The sequence below is a fragment of the Coleofasciculus sp. C1-SOL-03 genome (assembly GCF_040220555.1).
Lineage (GTDB): Bacteria > Cyanobacteriota > Cyanobacteriia > Cyanobacteriales > Coleofasciculaceae > Coleofasciculus.
Window position 1 is genome coordinate 198,265 of the sequence record NZ_JAVJUO010000131.1, and the last position, 19,298, is coordinate 217,562.

15 protein-coding genes and 1 pseudogene are annotated in these 19,298 nt (G+C 45.4%); 10 read left to right on the forward strand and 6 right to left on the reverse strand.

The window, feature by feature from the left end:
• Positions 1-132: 132 nt before the first annotated feature.
• Together RIE73_RS21035 and glgA are read right to left on the reverse strand one after the other, a co-directional pair.
• A complete protein-coding gene (locus RIE73_RS21035) occupies positions 133-336 on the reverse strand; it encodes a hypothetical protein (RefSeq protein WP_446403036.1) in 204 nt (67 codons plus the stop codon).
• Positions 337-369: 33 nt separating this feature from the next.
• Positions 370-1,845 carry a glycogen synthase GlgA gene (gene glgA / locus RIE73_RS21040; protein WP_446403037.1) on the reverse strand — a complete coding sequence of 492 codons (1,476 nt, stop codon included), beginning with the start codon at positions 1,843-1,845 and terminating at the stop codon, positions 370-372.
• Positions 1,846-1,997: 152 nt separating this feature from the next.
• Here glgA and RIE73_RS21045 point away from each other — a divergent pair, with 152 nt between their 5' ends.
• Both RIE73_RS21045 and RIE73_RS21050 read left to right on the forward strand, forming a co-directional pair.
• Positions 1,998-2,192: a hypothetical protein gene (locus tag RIE73_RS21045; protein ID WP_446403038.1), complete on the forward strand. Its 195-nt coding sequence runs from the start codon at positions 1,998-2,000 to the stop codon at positions 2,190-2,192.
• Positions 2,193-2,215: 23 nt separating this feature from the next.
• Positions 2,216-2,944, forward strand: coding sequence for a potassium channel family protein (locus RIE73_RS21050; protein WP_446403039.1), 729 nt, complete (start codon positions 2,216-2,218; stop codon positions 2,942-2,944).
• A 190-nt stretch (positions 2,945-3,134) separates the two neighbouring features.
• On the opposite strand, the gene RIE73_RS21055 is transcribed toward RIE73_RS21050, so the two are convergent.
• Both RIE73_RS21055 and RIE73_RS21060 read right to left on the reverse strand, forming a co-directional pair.
• On the reverse strand, positions 3,135-4,721 hold the full coding sequence (locus RIE73_RS21055) for a cation:proton antiporter (RefSeq protein ID WP_446403057.1): 1,587 nt from the start codon (positions 4,719-4,721) through the stop codon (positions 3,135-3,137).
• Between the two features lie 68 nt (positions 4,722-4,789).
• On the reverse strand, positions 4,790-5,167 hold the full coding sequence (locus RIE73_RS21060; protein ID WP_446403040.1) for a DUF1823 family protein: 378 nt from the start codon (positions 5,165-5,167) through the stop codon (positions 4,790-4,792).
• Positions 5,168-5,499: 332 nt separating this feature from the next.
• Between RIE73_RS21060 and RIE73_RS21065 the strand changes: the two genes are divergently transcribed.
• From RIE73_RS21065 to RIE73_RS21090, 6 genes are all read left to right on the forward strand, one after another.
• On the forward strand, positions 5,500-5,853 hold the full coding sequence (locus RIE73_RS21065; protein ID WP_446403041.1) for a hypothetical protein: 354 nt from the start codon (positions 5,500-5,502) through the stop codon (positions 5,851-5,853).
• A gap of 35 nt (positions 5,854-5,888) precedes the next feature.
• The gene (locus RIE73_RS21070) at positions 5,889-6,755 is read left to right on the forward strand and encodes a DNA adenine methylase (protein WP_446403042.1); all 867 of its coding nucleotides are present in this window, start codon (positions 5,889-5,891) and stop codon (positions 6,753-6,755) included.
• Positions 6,748-6,933: a type II restriction enzyme gene (locus RIE73_RS21075; protein WP_446403043.1), complete on the forward strand. Its 186-nt coding sequence runs from the start codon at positions 6,748-6,750 to the stop codon at positions 6,931-6,933. Before RIE73_RS21070 ends, RIE73_RS21075 begins: the two co-directional genes overlap by 8 nt.
• A gap of 1,159 nt (positions 6,934-8,092) precedes the next feature.
• Positions 8,093-9,544: an efflux RND transporter periplasmic adaptor subunit gene (locus RIE73_RS21080; protein ID WP_446403044.1), complete on the forward strand. Its 1,452-nt coding sequence runs from the start codon at positions 8,093-8,095 to the stop codon at positions 9,542-9,544.
• Positions 9,545-9,743: 199 nt separating this feature from the next.
• On the forward strand, positions 9,744-12,923 hold the full coding sequence (locus RIE73_RS21085) for an efflux RND transporter permease subunit (RefSeq protein WP_446403045.1): 3,180 nt from the start codon (positions 9,744-9,746) through the stop codon (positions 12,921-12,923).
• Between the two features lie 181 nt (positions 12,924-13,104).
• The gene (locus tag RIE73_RS21090; protein WP_446403046.1) at positions 13,105-13,311 is read left to right on the forward strand and encodes a hypothetical protein; all 207 of its coding nucleotides are present in this window, start codon (positions 13,105-13,107) and stop codon (positions 13,309-13,311) included.
• Positions 13,312-13,567: 256 nt separating this feature from the next.
• On the opposite strand, the gene RIE73_RS21095 is transcribed toward RIE73_RS21090, so the two are convergent.
• Both RIE73_RS21095 and RIE73_RS21100 read right to left on the reverse strand, forming a co-directional pair.
• Complete coding sequence (locus tag RIE73_RS21095; RefSeq protein WP_446403047.1) at positions 13,568-14,905, reverse strand: MFS transporter; 1,338 nt, start codon at positions 14,903-14,905, stop codon at positions 13,568-13,570.
• A 663-nt stretch (positions 14,906-15,568) separates the two neighbouring features.
• Positions 15,569-16,861, reverse strand: coding sequence for a class I SAM-dependent methyltransferase (locus RIE73_RS21100; RefSeq protein ID WP_446403048.1), 1,293 nt, complete (start codon positions 16,859-16,861; stop codon positions 15,569-15,571).
• A 193-nt stretch (positions 16,862-17,054) separates the two neighbouring features.
• Between RIE73_RS21100 and glsA (RIE73_RS21105) the strand changes: the two are divergent.
• Positions 17,055-18,011, forward strand: a pseudogene (glsA, locus tag RIE73_RS21105) (glutaminase A); the annotation flags it as partial.
• A gap of 201 nt (positions 18,012-18,212) precedes the next feature.
• Positions 18,213-19,196: a glutaminase A gene (glsA, locus tag RIE73_RS21110; protein WP_446403058.1), complete on the forward strand. Its 984-nt coding sequence runs from the start codon at positions 18,213-18,215 to the stop codon at positions 19,194-19,196.
• Positions 19,197-19,298: the final 102 nt, after the last annotated feature.

Genomic DNA, 19,298 nt, shown 5'->3' on the forward strand with positions numbered 1-19,298 from the left:
ATCCCTTTGATGTCTGGAGACGATTTAATCGGTGATATAGCGCTTTCTTTTTCTTTTAATTTATCCAACGCTACACCCCAGGTTTACCAGGCTAATTGGCAATCCGGTTTAAATTAAATCGCTTTCTCATGCCTATGCGATCGCACGTTTTCTATTCATGCGCCGTTTGAGTAAAGGGCGACCCGATCCAATTGAGTGAATGGGTAGTGTTAATTGATGCAGACGGGTCGCCCCTACAGCATCGTAGGCTTGTGTTTGTTCAATCCTGTTTAATAGTTGCCGAATGTAGGCTGAAATCCCCTCCAAATAAAAAATATATTCCGCTATCTCCCTCATTTCCCCCTCACCTCACCACTGATTCAGCAACCCCTATTGATGCCGGATCATGTCATAGATTTTCACATACTTAGATGCCGAAGCACTCCACGAGTAATCATACGCCATACCTTGAATCGCCAGTTTCTGGAACTCTTCGGGATAGTCATACCACAATCCCAACGCTCGATCCATCGCGGATTCTAACGCATAATAATCGGTGTGATTAAATACATATCCATTGCGTTTATCCATGGGGTGAGTCGAGTCGTGATCGCGGTCAAATACAGTATTAACCAGTCCCCCCACACTCCGCACAATTGGCACAGTTCCATACTTTAAGCCAATGATCTGAGTCAGTCCGCAGGGTTCGTAATTACTCGGAACCAGCATAAAATCGGCTCCAGCATAAATCAAATGAGATAACTCTTCATTAAAGCCCAGTTCCAAGTGAACATCCGGATTATCATTTAAGTAGTATTTTTCGTGCCAGAACCAGGAATTAATTGCCGCCGCTGTCGCTGACCCTAATAAAACAAATTGAGCGCCCTTATGCAGGGAATAGTAGATGGCATGATGAACCAGATGCACGCCTTTTTGATCATCTAAACGACCAATAAACGCCACAATTGGTTTATCAACATCCTGAATTAACAGCCGTTCCCGCAACGCTTTTTTATTTTTCGCTTTGTCTGCAAAACTATCCGGGGCGTAGTGATAGGGAATATAGCGGTCTTGTTCCGGATTCCAAAAATCATCGTTAATGCCGTTGAGAATCCCGGTAAACTTATCCTGATGTAAATGTAATGTATGACCTAACCCACATCCGATGGGCGTGAACCGAGCTTCCCAGGCATGATGGGGCGAAACCGTCGTTATCGCATTGGCGTAAACAATACCGCCTTTCATAAAGTTTAAGGCAAAGGGATTAAAATTATCTTTCAGGCGGTCATCCTGAAAATAATAGCCTTCTCGATTCAACCCCGTTGCCCACAGGATTTCACTTCCCCCCATTCCTTGGTGTTTAAAGTTGTGGATGGTGTAGCATATCCGTTGATTTTCCATGCCATGATATTTGTAGATCTCAAACAGCATGACTGGGAGTAAACCCGTCTGCCAATCGTGACAGTGGATTACATCAGGACGCTTATTACTCTGAAGCAGAAACTCTAACGTGGCTTTACAGAAGAAAGCAAAGCGCATGTTATCGTCATCACAACCGTAGTAGCAACCGCGATTGAAGAAATTATCCTGGGAATGAGGTTCGATAAAGAAACAGACTCGTCCATGCACCCAACCACAATAGACGGAACAGTGAATCGCTGCACCGTACCAGGGCACCCATAGATTAATATAGGCATCATGGAGTCCCCAGATGTGGTCATAGCGCATGTTGTCGTATTTGGGCAGAATCAGTTCGACGCAATGCTCCTGAATCTCTAACTCCCGACTCAGACCATACACCACATCCCCTAAGCCGCCGGCTTTGATTACAGGGGCGCATTCAGAGGCAACCTGGATAATGTACATTCCGCTTCCTCACTTAATCATCCCGTTTAATTTAAACTAAGATGTTGTACCATTTTTCGTCAGCCTCTGTCATCCGCTAGGCAGGGGAAGCTGGGGAAGCTGGGGGAGCTGGGGAAGCTGGGGGAGCTGGGGGAACAATGTAGAGACGTGCCATGGCACGTCTGGGAGCTGGGGGAGCTGAGGGAGATGGGGAAGATGAGGGAGCTGGGGGAGATGGGGGAGATGAGGGAGATGGGGAAGATGGGGGAGATGGGAGACAAAATTTCTATAGCCCATTACCCTATTCCCTATTCCCTATTCCCTGTTCCCTGTTCCCTGTTCCCTGTTCCCTAACAAATGACAAATGACAAATGACAAATGACAAAGAATCATGTACGTATTAATCGGCGGCGCGGGATTAGTGGGGTTGAGTTTAGCCCAGCAGTTAGTGGAATTAGGACATACGATCGCGATTATTGATGCAGATCCTGCGGCTTGTCGGTATGCTCGCGAACAAGTGGGGGTGATGGCATTTGAAGGGAGTGCTGTCACCACCCAAGTGTTACTCGAAGCCGGGATTCGCAAAGCCGATGCGATGGCGGCGGTGCTGCGAGATGATGCGTTAAATCTGGCAATGGTTACCCTGGCTAAACACTATGGCGTTCCCCATATTATTAGTCGCATCCGCCAACGGGATTTTAAGGAGCCTCTACGGATTGCTGGCGCTCATCATATCATTAGCACGGTTGACTTAGCGGTTAATCGCATGGTTAACGCGATCGAATATCCAGAAGTGGAATCGATTATGCACTATGAACAGGGTCAAGTGGAAGTCTTTAAACTGGGAGTACCGGGGGAATCGGATGTTGCAGGGCGTACTGTGGCTCAAGTTATTCAAAATTCTCGGTTTCCAGAGGGTTCCTTAATTATCGGTTATCAATCCCATCCTCATGCGGATTTAGTGATTCCCAATGACAATACGGTACTTGAACCCGGATCAACGATACTCGTGGTGACAAAAGCAGACTTGTTGCACCAAGTCATCGATTTTTTAGGCGTTGGTTCTAAACTTGCACCACTTTCATCGATTGAGGGAACAGGGAACAGGGAAGGGAGATGAGGGAGATGAGGTAGATGAGGGAGATGAGGGAGATGGGGAAGATGGGGGAGATGAGGGAGATTGGGGAGATTGGAGACAAAATTTCTATAGCCCATTACCCTGTTCCCTGTTCCCTATTCCCTGTTCCCTAACAAATGACAAAAGTTGACACCAATGGTCTCTAAACCCGCCCCTACAGTTCCGTGCTGCACTAATCATCTTCTAGCTTTAACAACAGCTCATCAATCCGTTTAATCCGCTTTTGTACCACGACTTCAGACAAAATTCGCTTCCGCAAGGCGTCTGTTAACGCCCCTTTTTCTGCTAAAAGTAATTGCCGCCGAATCGCTTCTAGTTTCGTGCGATCGCTCCGATTTTCGGGTGAATGTTCGGGACGCTGGTTATAGATTTCTCGCAAGGTTCTATCAGCCGTGGCGACTCGCAGTTGATAAGACGCTCGCATTTCTTCGTAAATTGATTTCGGTAATACTCCAGTTTTTAGCAGATTGCCTAATTCATCCTGTGCGGCTTTAGCTGTCATCAGTTGAGCTTGCAATTCTTCAATTTGCTGATAGGATTCTGACCGATAGGATAACTTCAAATGCCGCACTATCCACGGTAAACTTAACCCCTGTGCCACCAAAGAAACCAAAACTATTCCCAAAACGATCGCCAGCAGCGTCTCTCGTCCGGGTAAATCAGCAGGTAGACTCAAGGCTAAGGCGGTAGAGAGAGAACCTTTAATATTACCAGCTAATAGGATATGTCGCCAACGCATCGGAATCGGTTTATCAAAAAAACGGACGAAGGCTAACAACGGATAAACGGTAAGCAAACGCCCCACTTGATAGGCAATGAAGGCTAAGAGTATAGCGGGTAAGGTTTGCCAAATGGTAATGATGTTTATCTCTAAGCCAATGAGCAAGAAAATAAACGTATTAACGCCAAAGCCAGCATATTCCCAGAAGCTAAATAAGGTCACCTGATTCGAGGCTGATGTTACCTGCGAATGCTCAAAATTACCCACAATAAGTCCGGCGATTACCACAGCAACCACACCGGATACATGTAACAACTCTCCCGCTTGGAATGCGCCTAAAGCCAGAGCCACGGTGAGCAAAAGTCCGCCCAAGGGATCATCCGTTTGGCTCAATAATCCAATACTCAGATATCCCAACGCTGCGCCGACTAAAGCACCGCCAATTAACACGAATAAAAATTCTTGAATCACATCCAACGCGGATAAGGCTCCTGTTTCATGAATCGTCAAAATTAGGCTAAATAATACCAACGCGACATCATCATTGAGCAGGCTTTCTCCCTCAACCAGAGTTACCAGTCGGTGGGGAACCGAAACCTCTTTAAATACGGCAATGACTAAAGCCGTATCGGTAATGGATAAAATCACCCCCACCATCGCGGCGGGTATCCAATCAATCCCTAATTCAAGTCTCAATAAAACTGAAGTAATTCCCGAACAGATCAACACACCGGGTCCGGCGAGTAAAGCAATCGGTTTAATCGTGCTACGGAGGCGGGAAATATCGGTATTAATTGCCGCTTCAAACAGGAGAATCGGTAAAAAGAGATTAAAAATCAGCGCTGAATCCAAGCCGATGCGACTGGGTAAGAGTTCCGTAATCGCTAATCCGGCTAACACTAACCCTGTAATATACGGGATACGGAATCGCCGCGAAATCAACGCCACGCCTGTGGCGACAAGTAACAGAATAATCAAGAAACTGACGACTTCCGCCACATTCCCATTACTCTCGCCGATGGGAACCGCCAGGAGGATGCGATCGCTAAACCATTGCCCAGGGTTTGTGAGTGTTAAGCTGGTGATGCTAGTCGTGATCAATGAATTCACGCTTGGCTCAATCCCGTATCTTTCATGTAACTTAACAACCAATTTGCCATCGTAGCTCGACGAGTCTGTCTCGGACCAAATTCGCCGATTTTATAGCCTTTAAATCCTAACTGTTCTTTCAATAACTGTTTATTTTCCTTGGGAATCGAACGAGTGAGTTTAACGGTGGCGGGACGACTCTCGATAAAGTCGGGGGGTTCTGGATAGTTCTCATACCAGTCTGGAGGTACGTTAGTACAATCCCATTGGCTTGTTTCTGGGTCATAACGATACCCCAAATAATGCCAGACAAGCTGATTGACGGTATCATCATCCAGTTCTTCGTTCAAGATTTGCCAAAGGGTTTCGGTATTGAGTGGAGGAAGTTTAGACATGAGTTGAATCGGTTTGAGTTGTAAATTTTGAATGTGTAGGGGCGGGTTTCACTACTATCTTTTCTAGGTTGACCCAGATGCGACTAAACCCGCCCTGACTTGACCCTTCGCTTTTCGGTCATGGTTTTGAGTGGCTATTTGGCGCTAACTATTCATGATAATGTTACCTCAAAACCCGTTCTTCTGGAGTCGGAGAGTGTTGAGTGTAGAGACATACCCTGGGGCGTCTGGTGGTGAGTTAATCTTAAGCAGAAGGCTTGGCTAACAGGACTTGTGTGTGCCTGATACCGATTTTGCCAACAAACTAGAGTACAATAGATGCACTTACATTGATGTATAATCATATCAGCAATATTGTCTCTTTTGCAAACTTGTTACTTTTCCACAAAATGGCTAACTCAGAAAATGCAATTATTGAGGATTATTTAAACTGCCGCAATCAGCTTCTATCGGAACTGTCTTCTCAGGAGTTATGGAATGCTTGCAACACTGATAGCGAGGATAATCCTCTGTTTTTTGTGGCTCCCACTAGATCTTCATATTTTGCTTGGGGAGATATATCTTTAAAGCAATTTAATAAAATCACTAATAGCTTTACTCTTTTGACAACTGAAATTCTATACTTAATCCCCTTACCCCCAGCTTTTCGTGTCAATTCTTATGAAGCTGGCTATCCTGTACAATAGTACTGTTAGAGATTATTGGTTGTGAACAGCAAAAAATGGTATCGGCAAATAAGGGAAAAAATAAATCAAAAAAGCTAGTAAAACCTTTCTTAAAGTGGGCGGGAGGGAAAAGACAGCTAGTTCCAGTAATTCGAGAAAACCATTTACCCAAGGATCTAAATCGGCATACCTACTATGAGCCTTTTGTGGGTGGAGGAGCGCTCCTTTTTGCCTTGCAACCCAAAAAAGCTGTGATTAATGATCGTAATGCAGAACTGATGAATTGTTATAAAGTGATCAGAGACTCGTTAGATGAACTCATTAATGATTTAAATAATCATGAAAATGAAAAAAATTACTATTATGCGGTTAGAGATTGGGATCGTGATAAAAGTTTTGAAAATAAGACTTCAGTCGAGCGAGCCTCAAGAATTATATTTCTGAACAAGACCTGTTATAATGGCTTATTTAGAGTAAATTCTCAAGGTCAGTTTAATGTGCCTTTTGGTAGATACAAAAAACCGAATATTTTAGAAGAAGCTGTGTTAAAAGCCGTTAGCCAATATTTAAACACCAACCAAGTGGAACTGTTAAATCTAGATTTTAAAGACGCTGTTCAAGGAGCAAATAAAGGAGATTTTATTTACTTCGATCCACCTTATGATCCCATTTCCGATAGCGCTTCATTTACAGGCTATGATGTCAATAAATTTAATCGAGATGAACAAAGGAGATTAAAGGAAACAGTTGATGAGTTAAACCGTCGAGGTTGTAAATTTTTACTCAGTAATGCTTACACAGATTTTATTGTCGATTTGTACCGTGACTACAACCAAACTAGAGTATCTGCGATTAGAGCGATAAACTCAAATCCTAGTAAAAGAGGCAAGGTGGATGAAATTTTAGTCAAAAATTATGAGTAATTCACAAGAACAACAAGGAAAAACGAACAATGATGTAGCTTGGGAGAAAATATTTCAAGACTATTCAGTTTTGGACAGACTCTCTCAAGACGGTTTCTTTGAAATAGACTCTGCTACAATAAATTGTAAGAATTGTTGGGGAAATTATTTACTTGTCTGTGTCAATCTGTGTCCCTAACTATTTAGTATTCACATAACCTGTTATCTCCTCTCTCTGTGTAATCTGTGTTTTTGTCAATACTTAGTCATGATTTTTATCTAAACTTTAATAAAATACATGCGTCCGAGGGGATGTTGGGCGTGAGACGAAAACCAGAAATTATACAAAGTTCTACGAAGATTCAAGGGGTTTAGCTGTGACTAGATTATTTTTACCCACAAAATAGCCACCATAAATAGTATACCTGAAAATCGTACATTTCTCTCACAATCGCCGTAACCCTTGAAAATTCGTAGATTATTTGGGAAAAGGGGTAAAAAACGAGCAATTATGACGTTTTGTTGAGATGCATGGCTGATTGGAAAATTTAAACCTTTCTGTGGCAAAGAATAGTTTAAATTATCAGACCTTGACAAGTTGAGCCAAAACAACATTGAGTCAAGGGAAGGAAATGTCAATAGCGAAGGAGAAAGAAAAAGCCAAGGGGTGTGTCGTGAATCGTTGTAAGTTGTTTGGCATTTAAACCTTAATAGCGTGAACTATGTAAGGTATTTACATAAGTGGTTGGACAAAGAGAGTAGTTGTGATTAGAAATCGCAATTACCGAAACAATGAGGAAATCCTTGTAGTGCGAGCATCTTGCTCGCTACCCATTTCCAATTTAAATGCATAACCGCTGATCGCCAGGAGTGCGATCGCCCAGAGATGATCGGCTCTGATTAGTCGAAAGTCAAATCCCCTACGAAAGCCCCCCCGCACCCCCGCTGATAGGTGTAGGTTTTTTATTTTAGGTGGGGACAAGACAAGGAGGGCAAGGAAGGAAAGAAGACAAGGGGAAAAAACCGTACAGAATTCGGTTCGGTCTAACTAACTTCTAAAAGCCGAAACGCCCTATTTTTCGTTCTCACTCTTCCTTGTCTACTGGTCTACTTGTCTTCCTTGTATTACCTGAACCCCAATTTAAAAAACCTACCCTTGTGAGCCGCACCCCTGCACTCCCATTCGATACACCCGACTGGAGGATATATTTTATCGAAGTCTTAAGTAGTATAAACAAGTGAGGACAGATTTAGCCCTCCAGGGATGGCATTGCCTGACGGTTCTCACGATCTGAACCCACAATCCAACGATGGACTGTCGCGTAAAATCCGAGTACTTCCATCATCAGAACACAACTATGGCATCTTCTGACTCCCAAACCCCCATTCCCAAGTCTTCAAACCCAGAGTGGGAATCCGAGGATTCTATCATCTCTGACGCCGACCAACCCCTAAGAAAATCCTCAAATAAGCCGAAATTATGGCTAGGGTTGTTACTCACCCTCTTTGTGTTCGGCGCTGGTGGTTGGGCGGCTTGGCGTTTTTTACTGCAAAATAACTCACCGCCAACGTCTCAGCAACCTGAGGGTGTCCCCGTGAAACTGGAGCAAGTCGAATCAAGTACGCTGGAAGACAGTTCTCAGTTTGTGAGTACCTTAGAGGCGGAACAAAAGGTGGAATTGCGACCTGAAACGGCGGGTCGAATTACCCGAATCGTTGCTTCATCGGGCGATCGCGTGCAAGCTGGCGATATAATTTTACAACTGAAGCCAGAACGCAGTGAAGCCGAACTCAGAAGTGCGATCGCCAATGTTAATGCCCAAACTGCTACCCTAGATAATGCGAAAGCTGAAGTCAGAGCCGCTCAAGCCGATATTGCCCGTCTCAAAGCGGAAGTGGGACGCCAAGCCGCTGAATTGCAAAGCCGAGAAGCGGAATTAGAACTGGCGCGGGTGAACTATCAACGCGCCGAACAGTTGGTATCTCAAGGGGTTCAACCCAGACAAGAACTCGATGATAAAACCCGCGATCGCAATCAAGCCATTGCCGCCCGTGATGCAGCCGCTCAAGCCTTAGCCGCCTCTAGGGAAGCCCTGAATGTGGCTCAACAACGAGTCCAAGCCGCTCAAGCCACGGAAGCCAGAGTCGCCGCCAACCTGTCTAGTGCGAGGGCGGATGTGGAGGTAAAACAGGAAGAGTTGCAATTTAATCGCGTCGTCGCTCCCATTGATGGAGTGGTTGGGGATATTCTCGTCAAAGTGGGAGACTATGTAAATGTGGGTGATACCCTCACCACCATTACTCAAAACCAAACCTTAGAAGTCGAAATTCCCATTGACGAACAGGACAAAGAGAGGATGCGTCAGGGACTCACCGTGGAGTTACGGAACCAAGGTGTCCCGGCTAGTGAACCCCCCATTGCAACAGGGCGGATTAGCTTTATTTCACCGCAAGTGGATAAAAATACCCAAACCCTCTTGACAAAAGCCACATTTTCTAATCCAAATGGTCGCCTGTACGATCAACAGAAAGTGGATGCACGAGTCATCTGGGAAAAACGTCCGGGTGTGTTAATTCCCGTCAATGCTGTATCGCGTCTGGCGGGGAAACCTTTTGTGTTTGTGGCGCAACCGCCAGAGGAAGCCAAACCGGGCGCACCTGAACTCATCGCCAAGCAACGCCCTGTGACATTGGGTGATATTCAAGGGAATCGATACCAAGTGATCGAGGGGATTGAACCGGGCGATCGAATCGTTGTCTCCGGTATCCTTAATTTATCCGATGGCGCTGCGATTATGCCAGATTCTTAGTTATTGGTCTTATGTCATTGGTCATTCGTCCTTTGTTTTTTCCCTGTGCATCTAGAAGGGCGGGTTTAGTCAAATTGTCACTGTGTAGCCATAAGTTATCGGTAAAACCCGCCCCTACATCCCTGTTCCCTGTTCCCTGTTCCCTGTTCCCCATTCCCCATTCCCTATTCCCCATTCCCCATTCCCCATTCCCTAAAAAATGTTTGTTGAATTTTTTATTAAACGACCTGTATTTACAACGGTTTGCTCCCTGATTGTCCTGTTAATCGGAGCAATTAGTATTCCCACGCTTCCTGTTGCCCAATATCCTGATATTAGTCCCAAACAAGTGAGTGTCCAAGCCAACTATAACGGTGCCGATGCTCAAACCGTGGAAAATGCCGTAACGACTATTTTAGAACGGTCAATTAACGGTGTTGATGGAATGCGCTACATGACATCTAGTAGTAGCAATGATGGCACCAGTTCGATTAATATCACCTTTGCCCCAGACAAAGATCAAGATATTGCCGCCGTTGATGTTCAAAATCGCGTCTCTTTAGCTGAACCCCAATTGCCAGAATCTGTACTCCAAACTGGGGTAACCGTTAATAAAGAATCCACTAACTTCCTGATGGGATTTGGTTTGTATTCAGAAAATGGTGAGTACGATAATCTCTTTTTAAGTAACTACGCTGACCTATATTTGGTAGACGCCCTAAAACGAGTGAATGGGGTGGGGAATGTACAAATTTTTGGTGAACGTACTTATGCGATGCGGCTTTGGCTTGACCCCCTACGTCTGGCGAGTCGGAATCTGACGGCGCAAGATGTGGTTGATGCATTGCGGGAACAGAATATCCAGGTGGGCGCAGGGCGTATCGGTCAACCCCCCGCGCCAGAGGGACAACAATATCAAATTGATTTACGGGCAATTAGCCGCTTGGAAACGGTTTCAGATTTTGAGGAACTGATTTTAGCTACGAATGAAGATGGCACGCTGATTAAACTTAACGATGTGGGACGTGTGGAATTAGGGGCGCAAAGTTATGGCACGTTCCTGCGATTTCGGGCAAATGAAGCGGTTGGATTAGGGATTATTGCCGTTCCTGGGAGTAACGCTTTAGAAGTCGCCGATGCGGTGAAAGCGGAAATGGCAAAATTGGCGACGGAGTTCCCGGTGGGGATGACTTATGATATTGGGTTTGATACCACCGATTATGTGAATCAGTCCCTCTCGGAAGTGGTGTTCACCCTGTTTAAAGCCGTGGGTTTGGTGGTGTTGGTTATTTTTGTGTTCTTACAGGATTGGCGCACCACAATTATTCCGGCGATTACGATTCCGGTGTCTTTAATTGGTACGTTTGCCTTTGTCAATATTTTTGGTTTTTCGATTAATAGTTTGACCTTGTTTGGATTGACTCTCGCCACGGGGATGGTGGTGGATGATGCGATTGTGGTGGTTGAAGATATCACCACGAAGATTCAACGGGGGGGAATCAAATCTCGACAAGCGGCGATTATTTCCATGCGGGAATTGGTGGGGGCAATTATTGCTACGTCCTTGGTGTTAATGGCGGTGTTTGTTCCAGTGGCATTCTTTCCGGGAACAACGGGGGCGTTATATCGACAATTTGCGTTAACGATTGCGTTTTCAATTGCCGTTTCCACGTTTATGGCGCTGACGCTGACGCCAACCCTTTCTGGTTTAATTTTGCGGCAAAAGCCAGAGGCGACGGGGTTTTGGGGTCACTTTTTTGACGGATTTAATCGGTTCTTAGACGGAATGCAGCGGCGATATCGGCGATTGCTGATTATCCTGACTCGCGTGAAAACCCTGGTGATTGTGGCGTTTATTGGCTTGTTGGCATTAACAGCTTGGGTTTACGATAAGGTTCCAGGTGCGTTTCTCCCTGATGAAGACCAAGGCTATTTTATTACGATTGTTCAAGGACCAGAGGGTTCGTCGCTCAACTACACCCATGATGTGATTGAGCAGATTGAAGATATTATTTTGCCCTTGGATGAAATCAGGGCTACGTTTGCCGTGGGTGGTTTTAGCTTTAGTGGCAATACAGCAAATAGTGGTATCGTTTTTACGACGCTGAAGCCTTGGTCAGAACGAACTGATCCGTCTCAATCTGCTGAAGCCGTGATTAATAAAGTCCGAGGTGCTTTGTTTGGGATTAAAGAAGCCAGAGTCTTGCCCTTGAACCCGCCTGCTATTCGGGGATTAGGAAGTTTCAACGGGTTTCAATTTCAACTGCAAGACCGTCGAGGTAATTTTAGCTTAGATTCGCTAATTGAAAACATGGGAAAATTGCTAGGTGCGGCGAATCAGAATCCTAATTTAAATCAGGTAGTGAGTTTTTATCAAGCCAATACCCCCCAGTTGCAAATTGAGGTGAACCGTAACCGGGCGAAGGCGTTGGCGGTGGATATTGATGATATCTTTGATACGTTGCAGACCTATTTAGGGTCGCGTTATGTGAATGACTTTACCCTGGAACGACGCACCTATCGGGTTTATGTCCAAGCTGACGCCCAATTCCGTTCAAACCCGGAGGATATTAATCAACTCTATGTGCGTTCCGAACGAGATGAGATGATTCCCTTGGGGAATTTGGTCACGGTGACACAAACGACAGGGGCGCAAACCATTAATCACTATAACTTGTTCCGGTCAATTGAAATTAATGGTTTAGCCGCGCAGGGAGTTAGTTCTGGAGATGCGATTCAAACCATGGAAGAAGTCGCCGCCGAGGTATTACCGCCGGGATTAGGCTATGAATGGTCTGGATTATCGCTAGAGGAAATCCAGTCGGGAGATCAAGCGACGATTATTTTCGGCTTTGGCTTGGTCTTTGTATTCTTAGTGTTGGCGGCTCAATATGAAAGTTATATCGACCCGATTATTATTCTATTGGCGGTTCCCTTGGCGATTTTGGGAGCGCTAATGGCGCAATCTCTGCGGGGTTTACCCAAGGATGTCTACTGTGATATTGGCTTGGTGATGCTGATTGGTTTAGCCAGTAAGAACTCGATTCTGATTGTAGAATTTGCCAACCAGCTACGAGAACAAGGGCTGACGCTGAGGAAAGCGGCGATTGAGGCGGCGCAGCAGCGTTTGCGACCGATTTTAATGACAGCAATTTCTACATTGTTCGGGATTTTTCCCCTCGTCATCGCCACGGGTGCAGGGTCAGGAAGCCGCCAATCTTTGGGGACGGCGGTGTTCGGGGGAATGTTTGTCGCCACATTCCTGAGTCTATTTGTGGTTCCTATCCTCTATATTGTGATCAAATCGGGGAGCGATCGCTTATTTAATTCCCCTGGCAAAAACCAGAAGACACCGGAGTCACAAGAGCTTGAGCCGAAACCTGAAGTAACAATGCGGTAATATTAATTAAAGGAATGCCACAGAATTCATCAAAAAGTATAAACAAAAGTTAGGCAATGTTAACAAAGCCATAATTTTGTTGCAAAACTTGACTTGAGAACCCCATTTTCCCTAATCTTTGGTAAACGTAAACGTAGAATACCTCAGATCACTACAGTTTTTTCAGTTTAGGTTAGGGAAAATGAATAGTAAGCGAATTATTTTTTCCAGCGTTATCACTGGTATTGCGGGGGTAATTTTAGGCATTGGGGTGGCTGAAATGAATCATGCGGATCAGCGACCCAATGCCATGTATCAATATGCCACGATTGGCGGAGTGATGGGATTAGCCGTGGGTGCAGGTCAACAGGCGTTGCGAGAATTAGAGCAATTGTCAGAAGAGTCATAAGTAGGTGGGGACAATTAAAGTTAACGGCTGAGATCGTCATTTGTCATTTGTCATTCGTCATTCGTCATACTCGCTACCCTTGAGAAGCAAGCTACGCCCTTTGTCAGGGTTTCAGGCTTGTGCAGCAAGCCCCAAGTAAATTTTAGCGGACAATTTAAGTCTTTGAACCCGTTTTAACGGGTTTTAGCTTTTAGCTAGAACTTTAGTTCTCGGCTATTTCTTAAGCAATTTATTCCAGGCATTGACTACATCTTGATCATCGGAATGACAGAACTTTTCTATGGTGACTGTGCATAATTAATTCAAGTAACCAAAAACAAACAACCGTTAACCCCGTCAACACTGTACCCGTGGCAAAACACCAACTATATCCAAAACTCGCCGCTATATAACCGCTGACAAGAGAACCCACCATTGTTGCCACCCCAATAATGGAATTATAGACTCCCAGCGCCATTCCTTCCTCACCTTTGGTTGCCAGACTTGCGACTGAAAGAGTACTGGCAACATTAATCACAGCCCAGGTTACACCCGTAAACAGATGAGCAAATCCAATCATCACTAAACTCGCTGGTGTTGGCTTGAAAAATGCCAGAAGGGTAAAAACAATAAAAACTGCCACCCGCACGGCTGTTCCCAGAGTTTGCCATCTAATACTGTCATGGTTTTGCACGAACCGACCGATAGGGAAATAGAGAAATGCCTCAATCAACGCCTTGCCAAAAATAATTAATAAAATCAAGGAATTGGTCGCTCCCAAAACCTCAGCCAGAAAAATCGGGAAGGGAAGATAGACAATTTGAACCGCTAGAAAAAATAGAGCCGAACAAAGGTAATAAAGATTCAGGGGACTATAGAGTTTTTGATGTACCTGATTTAACCACTCTGGACGCAGGATAAAGTAAATCATCCGGGATGGATAAAACAGCACTCGCCGTTCAATCACACCGACAGAGAGTCGTCCGAGTAACGATGGGCTAAATAGGCGATTGGAACGAACCTGCGGCGGTTCCTTTACCCAGATTAAACAGAGAATCAAGCTGAGAAATGTTGCCCCAGATGCAAAAATAAATAAACTTCGCATCGCTGAGACAGTACCCCACGAATCCGAGACAAGTTCTTGCCAAATCCCGCCGCCAATTAAAGCGATAACAAAACTCCAACCCCCAATCAAATAAAACCGACCAAAAGATTTAGACCATTGTTTTTCGGGAATAGTGTCTAATACGAGGGCAGTGGATACAGGAATAATGGCTGCCATCACAAATCCTGCCACTATACTGAATTGCTGCACTTGAACCAAATTGTCTGCCACACCAATCCGCCACATACACAAAGCAAATCCGATGTAGCCCAGAATTAGAAACGGGCGACGGCATCCTAATCGGTCAGAGAGATTGCCCCACAGGATAAAAGCAACCACACCAGCCAGGGAGACTAAGGAATTGGTTTTACCTACATCGGTGATACTTCCACCAACGACTTGTATGATAAATAGGGGAAGCAGGTTAATGAAAAAGCATTCTCCTATTTTGTAAGGAACTAAATGGAAAAACCAAAGCGGCGTTGAAGATAACAAACTGATTTTAACCATAAGGTTTAAGTAGGTGGACACAATTAACGTGAACGGTTGAGATTAGGAAGGATCAGGGAACAGTAAGGGTTTGAGGTTTGTTCACAAAACTTAGTATGGTGCTGTTTTCTTTTGTCGGACTAGATAAATGTGAAAGGCACTACCGTTTTCAGCGAGTATCGCTATTCAGAAGTAGAGACGTAGTAGGCTACGTCTTTTGAAAATTAAAAGAAGGCAAAAGGAATTTTATGCGGCTCATTTACGGTGAAAACAAGCCACATAAGACTGCTTTAATTTTGCTATTGGCTTGGTGGCGAATTCCTGACTCTTCGTTGCTCAGAGCAAGTTTTCTGAAGCCAACAATTTGTAGCGAAGCTGCCAAGCTAATGCAAGATATGTCCTGAGCAATATAGCGCCTAAATGCTAGACGCGAAAGTGTCTATTACTTCCACCCTACCATAACTGATATGAGGTCTCCTTTGGAATTCAATAAGTAGTATAAATTCTTATATCACTAAGTATACATCTTTTAGCCATCAATGCCTTGTGGCTTTTCCCTGTTCTCTCTCCTGATCACAATACTTATTTAGAATCCCGACTTAATTCTTGAGTGAGTGCGGTAGAGACGTTGCACCGAAACATCTCTACTCATTGACTACCTTAAAAACGTACCACTGTCAAGCCTTATTTGGAAAACTCATAGACGACCAAAAGTCCATGGGCAGTTCCTAAACCTTGCTGGAGGTTCCACTCTAGATTCCGCAACAAATAGGCAAGTTGGGGTTCAACTAAATTGGCTCTAGGGTCTTCAAAACACAGTGTCGGTGCTGTGCGTACCACGTTGCGAATGGTGCGGATCGCGTCTTCGACAACAGGGGGATAACCCGCTTGCGGTTCAGCGAGTAACTTATGAGGGTTGCGCCACTGATCTAGAGCCTCAATGCAGGCATAAACGACGGCATTCCAAGCCTCTTGAAAATTGGAGAAGAAGCGATTGATGTGAGGATGATCCGGATGAGGACGATACTCAAAAATCAACTGAGACAGATCGGTGCGACAGTTGATTTCATGGAGAGAGTTAATCGCCGCCCGAATTGGCGGGGCTTCCGGATTAAATTCACGGGTATTCATGTGGCGACCCACCAAAATCGAGCGATCGCACAATCGTCGCCGGGAAACCTTCACCCCTTTACTCTCAGCTACGGCGTGGATAAACTGATCGAACTCCTCGCCCCCCCAATACCGGATCTCGAATCGTTCCACCTCAATTTCGCCCCTAGCATCTGGGGGATAAATGTAGGACATCGAGTAGGTATTCATCGTAGATTGCTTCCCATTGGATTCTCCCCAGTAGCGGGGCCACTCATAGGAATAGCGAGCCAGAAAATCACCCACAAAAATGGCTTTATCTCCCATCTGGTCACAAATATTGCCAATCAGGTTGGCTAATGCGCGATCATTGAGGTGAGACAATGCCCCGTAGGAGGAAAAGTAGATATCGTAGGCAGGTTCCCCCACAGCTACAGGTAGCCCTTCATTCAAATCCGCGACTTCAAACTTAGTTTGCGGGTGGTGAGCATGAAGAGTCGCAGCTTTCTCAATCATCGCTGGACTAATATCCACACCCTTGTAGTGACCAATATCTTGATAATCCAGCACCGTCTTAACCTGAGCATCCAGTGTTAGCGGAGTTTGGGGTAAACTCGTCAGGATACCTAACCCCTCTCCTGCACCACAGCCCAAATCCATCACCCGAAGCTCGGTTCCTGCCTCTTGCTTCTGGGTAACCAGGGGACTGAGAAACTGACTCATGACATTACGGTTAAAGCGGTCTTCCCATAACCGTCTCACATTGTCATGTTTACCAAATAGACCGGGAGAATGATGGTCATAAGCACCAATCGCTACAGCTTTGGCGTAGTTTTTCAGAACGTCGAGTTGCTTCATGCGGTTGAGATTGTTGCTAATTAGGGACATTCGTCAACTGCCTGATTGGGTGAACGACAGGGATTGATCCCCGCGTTGCTTCAGGTACAGTAAAAGCGAGTTAATCTTACCACGGGCTGAACTGTACCGGATTGACTGTTCATTCTGTGCTGTTTATCCGCCTTGACTAAGATAAATTACTTTATGAAGAAAATTTAAGCCAGTCCGGACATAGCAGACCAGGATGATCAACACCAACGAGTTGCAAACACTAGCCAAAATAACGGAGCAGTTGCCCGATATTCTCCAAGAATTGCATCGCTTATATCAGCCTCTGAAAGTGGGATTCGTCGCCGACTATATCCCAGAGTTGGCACAAGCGAATCCGGATTGGTTCGGGATTACGGTGGTGACGGTGGATGGTCAGGTTTATAGCGTTGGTGATACGTCGATCCCGTTTACGATTCAGTCAATTTCAAAACCCTTTGTCTATGGACTGGCTCTCGAAGATCGGGGACTGGACTATGTTTTGGAACGCATTGGGGTTGAACCAACCGGAGAACCCTTTAATGAAATTATCGAACATGAGGAGATCCAAGAGCGAAAATATAATCCGATGGTGAATGCGGGGGCGATCGCCACCACCAGCCTGATTAAAGGCTTAGATTTATTTGAGCGGCAAACTCGCTTACTGCGTATGTTCCGCCGCTATACAGGTCGAGACGTGCAAGTCGATCAGGCGCTCTTCCAGTCCAAGAAGAAAACCGATAACCTGAATCGGGCGATCACCTATATCATGCAGAATTTTGGCTTGCTCGAAGGCAAGATTGATGACATTCTCGACCTTTACTTCCAGCAGTGCGCCCTCATGGTCAATTGTCGGGATTTAGCGGTGATGGCGGCGACGCTGGCAAATGCTGGCATCAATCCGATCACCGGGGAACGCGCCTTGAAAGCCGATTATGTGAAAAACTTAATCAGCGTTATGTACGCCTGTGGTCTTTATGACTTCTCTGGTCAATGGGCATACAAAGTCGGTCTCCCGGCTAAAAGTGGTCTATCTGGGGCAATTATTGGTGTCGTTCCCAACCAAATGGGAATTGCTGTGTTTTCTCCTCCTCTAGGAGAACACAGTAAAAGCCTGCGAGGGGTCAAGGTGTTTGAAGCCCTCTCTAAGCACTTGCGACTTCATGTCTTTGATAAAGTCGTTGAGATGTCAGGTAATTCCCCAGACAGGATTGACCTAGACAGTAACAACGATATGCCGATTAAAAATGACCCATTGGCGATGTCCCAAACACCGTCCTATCCCCAGTCACGGGCAGTTGATGAGGGTACAACGAATACTTTACCGATGCGAGAAGTTCTCCCCAGGGTTATGCCAAAACTCAACTCAGCAGCCATGATCGCTCAGTTGCATGTGAGTCCCACGTCCTTTATTAACGATTTGCGGGAACTGCATCGCCAGTATCTTCCCCTGAGACAAGGGAAAATTTATGTAAGCGAACCGGATCTGGTGGAAATTAATCCCGATTGGTTTGGTATTTGTGTGGTTACCGTCGATGGTCAAGTTTACACGGTTGGGGATTGGGAACAACCGTTCTTAATTCAGTCGATCTCGAAAGTGTTTGCCTATGGGTTGGCACTTTCGGATTGGGGACGGGATTATGTGTTAAGCCGAGTTGATGTGGAACCAACCGGAGATGCCTATAACTCGCTGATCAAGGTAGAAGAGAACTCCAAGCGCCCCTACAATCCCATGGTAAATACAGGTGCGATCGCGATTACCAATTTAATTGAGGGAAAAGGACCGGCTCATCGGCTAAATCGTCTCCTGGACATGTATCGCCGCTATGTGGGACACCGGGTTTTTGTCGATACGCCCACCTTAGTGTCCGAACAAACAGCAGGCGATCGCAACTGGGCAATTGCTTACTTGTTACGAAATTTTGGCATGATTTCTGGAGGAATCAAACAAACCCTAGATCTTTATCTCCAGCAATGTTCGGTCATTATCAACTGCCACGATTTAGCAGTGATGGGAGCCACTCTTGCCAACAATGGGGTCAATCCGATGACGGGAGAACAAGCGATTCATTCCCCCTATGTAAAGGATTTACTCAGTGTTATGTTTACCTGCGGCATGTATGACTTTGCTGGGGAATGGGTATACAAAGTCGGATTTCCGGCTAAGAGTGGCGTTGGTGGCGGCATTATTGGTGTTGTTCCCGGTGTAATGGGAATTGCCGTCTTTTCACCGCCCTTGGATAAGCGGGGGAACAGTATCCGAGGGATTAAAGTATGTGAGGAACTATCCAGGCGCTTCGGCTTACACATCTTTGAACAAACCGCTTCTAAAAACCTAGACAAACCTACCCACAAGTAATTCTGTCTTGGTATAAGTCCACGGTGTAACTTTTGATCGATAACCGTTAACGCTTACACTTGGCTGATACCCGGCGTTGTTGCTCGATATCAGCCTTAACCA